Annotated in this window: 5 protein-coding genes; all 5 read left to right on the top strand. The window is 69.0% G+C overall.

Annotated elements, in window-relative coordinates:
• Positions 1-169, top strand: a 169-nt coding sequence (locus EQG76_RS15095) for a DapH/DapD/GlmU-related protein (protein WP_265338965.1), incomplete at its 5' end; no start/stop codon positions are given.
• Positions 166-1,017, top strand: coding sequence for a class I SAM-dependent methyltransferase (locus EQG76_RS15090; protein WP_200840834.1), 852 nt, complete (start codon positions 166-168; stop codon positions 1,015-1,017). The genes EQG76_RS15095 and EQG76_RS15090, both read left to right, overlap by 4 nt.
• Before the next feature lie 2 nt (positions 1,018-1,019).
• Complete coding sequence (locus tag EQG76_RS15085) at positions 1,020-2,897, top strand: NAD-dependent epimerase/dehydratase family protein (RefSeq protein ID WP_159714881.1); 1,878 nt, start codon at positions 1,020-1,022, stop codon at positions 2,895-2,897.
• A 9-nt stretch (positions 2,898-2,906) separates the two neighbouring features.
• Entirely contained in the window at positions 2,907-3,704 is a 798-nt protein-coding gene (locus EQG76_RS15080; RefSeq protein WP_159714879.1) for an HAD-IIB family hydrolase, read from the top strand.
• Positions 3,701-4,144, top strand: coding sequence for a GNAT family N-acetyltransferase (locus tag EQG76_RS15075; protein ID WP_159714877.1), 444 nt, complete (start codon positions 3,701-3,703; stop codon positions 4,142-4,144). The genes EQG76_RS15080 and EQG76_RS15075 overlap by 4 nt, the downstream gene beginning before the upstream one ends.
• The last annotated feature ends 1 nt before the right edge of the window (position 4,145 follow it).

Raw genomic sequence — 4,145 nt, 5'->3', positions numbered from 1 at the left:
ACGCTGCTGGTTCGGCATGAACGCCATCGTGTTCCGCGGCGTCACGATCGGCGACGATACCGTGGTGGCGGGCGGCTCGGTCGTCACCACCGACCTTCCCTCCGGCGTCATCGCCAGCGGCAACCCGGCCGTGCCGGTCCGCAACCTCAAGGAGTTCGTTGCCGCATGATCCGGCGCCTGTTTCGTTCCCAGCCCGCCCAGACCCCCGTCTCCACGCCCGAGGAACGTGCCGCCTGGGCCAAGCCTGCCTATGGCAAGGACGCCGCCCGCTGCCAGGCGGTCTGCTACAGCGCGGCACCCGGCGAGACCGAATGGTACCCGCCGGTCATGGCCGGAGCCGAAACCTTCGCACTGGACGCCGCCTCCGCCGCGATGCTGAAGGACGCGCTCGAGATCATGGGCAAGCTCTCGCCCGACGACTACACGCGCTACCTGACCCGGTTCTACACCGAGGGCCTGAAGCGCTTCGGCGACGACTGGATCTATGCTGACATCGTCACCGTGCTGCTGACCATGTCCCGGGCGCTCAAGCCCCAGCGCTACCTGGAGATCGGCGTGCGCCGCGGCCGCTCGGTCTGCACGGTGGCGAGCCAGACGCCTGGCGTCGACGTGGTCCTGTTCGACATGTGGATGAAGAACTATGCCGGGATGGAAAATCCCGGCCCCGACTTCGTCCGGGCAGAGCTGAAGAAGGTCGGCCATACCGGCAAGGCCGAGTTCATCGACGGCAACAGCCACGTCACGGTGAAGAAGTATTTCGCCGAGAATCCCGGCACCTATTTCGACCTGATCACCGTGGACGGTGACCACACCGATCCCGGTGCCGCCGAGGACCTGGCCGACGTCCTGCCGCATCTGGCGGTGGGCGGTGCTGTCGTGTTCGACGATGTGAGCCACCCGGCCCATCCGGGCCTGGCGGAGGTCTGGCGCACGCAGGTGGCGAACGACCCGCGCTTTTCCGCCTGGACCTTCGCGGACGCCGGCTATGGCGTAGGCTTCGCCATCCGCAAGCACTGACGATGACCGGCAAGCGGGTCGACCGCCTGGCCGTGGTGACCGGCTGCTTCGGTTTCCTCGGCGGGATGGTGGTCGAGGAACTGGTGAAGGCGGGCTGGCGAGTGGTCGGGATCGGCCATGGCCGGCGTGGCCTGCCGCTCGCCACGGCGGTGGAGGGCGAGGTCACCAAAGCGAGCCTCCAGGAGCTGATCGCGTCCTCGGGCAAGCCGCAGCTCGTGGTTCACTGTGCGGGCACCGGCAGCGTCGGCCGGGCCCAGGCCGATCCGTTCGGCGAGTTTCGCCGCTCGGTGGTGCTGACGGCGGACGTGATCGAGGTGTTGCGCGAGGCGGCGCCCGACGCGGTGCTGGTCTATCCCTCCTCTGCGGCGGTCTATGGCGAGAGCGGCCATCCGTCCGCCGAGGATGACCCGCTGCGGCCGGTCTCGGTCTATGGCAGTCACAAGGTCGCCTGCGAGGAACTCCTGCGCTCGGCCGCGCGCGACCTCGGGCTCAAGACCCGGATCGTGCGCTTCTTCTCGCTCTATGGCGAAGGGCTGCGCAAGCAGCTGCTCTGGGACACCTGCGTCAAGCTCGCGGATGGCCGGCTCGACCTGCAGATGTTCGGCACGGGCGAGGAGACCCGCGACTTCATGCACGGCCGCGACGCCGCGCGGCTGATCGTGCGGCTGGCCGACCCAGGGCTCGGCGACTGCGTCCTGGTCAATGGTGGGACCGGCACGGCCACCACGGTGTGCGCGATCGTTGACCGGCTGGCCACCGCGACCGGCCGGTTCGTCAGCCTGAGCTTCGATGGCCAGGAGCATCGCGGCAACCCGAAAAGCTTGGTGGCCAATGCCGACCGCATGATCCGTGAGCTGGGCTTCCGGCCGAGCGTGGCGCTGGCCGAGGGGATCGGTAGCTATGCCCGCTGGGCGCTCAACGAGCTCGGCATGCGTGAGGGCCTGCGCCTGCCTGACCATTCCACCGCCAAGCTCACCGTGGTGGTGGGCACCTGCGACCGCTGCGGCGACCTTTCCGACCTGCTGGACAGCATCGAGACCCACACCCACGTGCCGCATCTGGTGGTGGTAAGCGATGCCGGCAGCACGGACGGCACGCTGGAGATGCTGGAGCGGCGCAAGCAGGCCAACCTCGTGGTGGTCCGGGAGGGCGAGCGGCGTGGCCAGGCCCGGGCGCTGAACGAGGTCTTCGCCAGGGTCGAGACCCCCTATGTCTGCTGGGTGTCCGACGACAATCTGGTGACCGAGGGGGCGCTCGACCGTGCGGTCGAGATCCTGGAGAACAACCCGAACATCGGCATGGTCGGCCTCAAGGTGCGCGACCTGGTCGGGCCGTTCGTCAAGGCGCCTTATATCGGCGGGATCGGCGTGGCCGGCGTGCTCAACGTCAACCAGGGCGTCCTGCCGACCGAGCTGCTGCGCCGGCTGGGCGGGTTCGATGAGGAACTGCGCGACTACGGCATCGACCCCGATCTCACCCTGCGCGTGCTCAAGGCCGGCAAGGAGGTGGTGTTCACCAAGGAGATCGCGGTGCTGCACCGCCGCGGCTGGCCGAGCGACCCGAACAGCCCTGAGGGCAAGCGCCTGGCCGAGAAGCACGAGCGGGCGCGCCGGCTACTGGCGGCCAAGCACAAGGATCTGGGCGGCGACATCCGCGGCTGGAAGATGAAGCTCTACGCCTGGAAGCTCCTGCGCGCCGTGCCCTTCCTGCGCCCGCGCCTGAACATCAACGCGCTCGAGCCGGTGCTGGGCCATACGCCGCGCGACTGGCATAATGCCTTCAACGCCCGCTGGATCCACCCGCTGGACCCGCTGCGCTGCCGCTCCAAGCATTATCACCTGGTCCAGCGGATGCGCCCGAGCACCGAGCCGGGTTCCTAGGAGAACGACATGCAGCCCCTGGCCGCGATGCCCGCCGCCACCCGAAGCGCCTGTGCCGGCCTGTTCACCGACATCGACGACACGATCACGACCGAGGGGCGGCTGACACCTGCGGCCTATGCGGCGCTGGGCCGGCTGCAGGAGGCGGGGATTACGGTCGTGCCCATCACCGGCCGGCCGGCCGGCTGGTGCGACATGGTGGCGCGCTTCTGGCCGGTCGACGGGGTGGTCGGCGAGAACGGGGCCTTCTTCTTCCGCTACGATCACGCGCAGCGCCGGATGATCCGGCGCTTTGCCCAGGACGAGGCGGTGCGCACCGCCAACCGCGCGCGCCTGGTGGCGATCCGCGAGCGGGTGCTGGCGGAGGTGCCGGGTGCCGCCGTCGCCTCCGACCAGCTCTACCGCGAGACCGACCTTGCCATCGACTTCTGCGAGGACGTCCCGCCCCTGCCGCGTGAAGCGGTCGACTGGATCGTCCGGATCTTCGAGGAGGCCGGCGCGGTAGCAAAGGTCTCCTCGATCCATGTCAACGGCTGGTTCGGCGACCACGACAAGCTGACCATGTCGAGGATCTTCGCCGAGGAGGCGCTAGGCGTCGACCTGGCGGCGGAGCGCGAGCGCTTCATCTACGCCGGCGACAGCCCCAACGACGCGCCGATGTTCGGCTGGTTCCCGAACGCGGTGGGGGTCGCCAACGTCCTGCGCTTCGCCGACCGCATGCCGGCCTTGCCAGCCTATGTCACTCCGTCCGAAGCTGGCGCCGGTTTCGTCGAACTAGTCGACGCCATCCTGGAGGCCCGTGCATGACCCGCATCGTCCCGATCACACCGGAGCATCGGGACGAGTGGGAGCGCCTCTACGCGGCCTACGCCGCCTTCTACAAGGTCGAGCAGACGCCCGAGATGCGCGCCCGGGTGTGGGGCTGGCTGCAGGATCCGGATCATGAGGTGACGGGCTTCCTGGCCCTGGACGACAGCGGCAGGCCCATCGCGCTGGCCCATTTCCGCCCCTTCGCCCGCCCGCTCGCCGCCAGCACCGGCGGCTTCTTCGACGATCTGTTCGTCGACCCCCAGGCCCGCGGCTCCGGCGCCGCCCAGGCAATCTTCGCCGCCATCGCCGAAGAAGGCCGAAAGCGTGGCTGGTCGGTGATCCGCTGGATCACGGCGGAGGGCAACTACCGCGCGCGCAGCGTCTACGACCGGGTGGGCGTGAAGACGAAGTGGGTGACGTACGACATCCCGCTGTGAG

The sequence above is a fragment of the Geminicoccus flavidas genome (assembly GCF_009806515.1).
In the GTDB taxonomy this organism is placed as follows: domain Bacteria; phylum Pseudomonadota; class Alphaproteobacteria; order Geminicoccales; family Geminicoccaceae; genus Geminicoccus; species Geminicoccus flavidus.
This window is presented reverse-complemented; position numbering and strand designations above follow the sequence as displayed.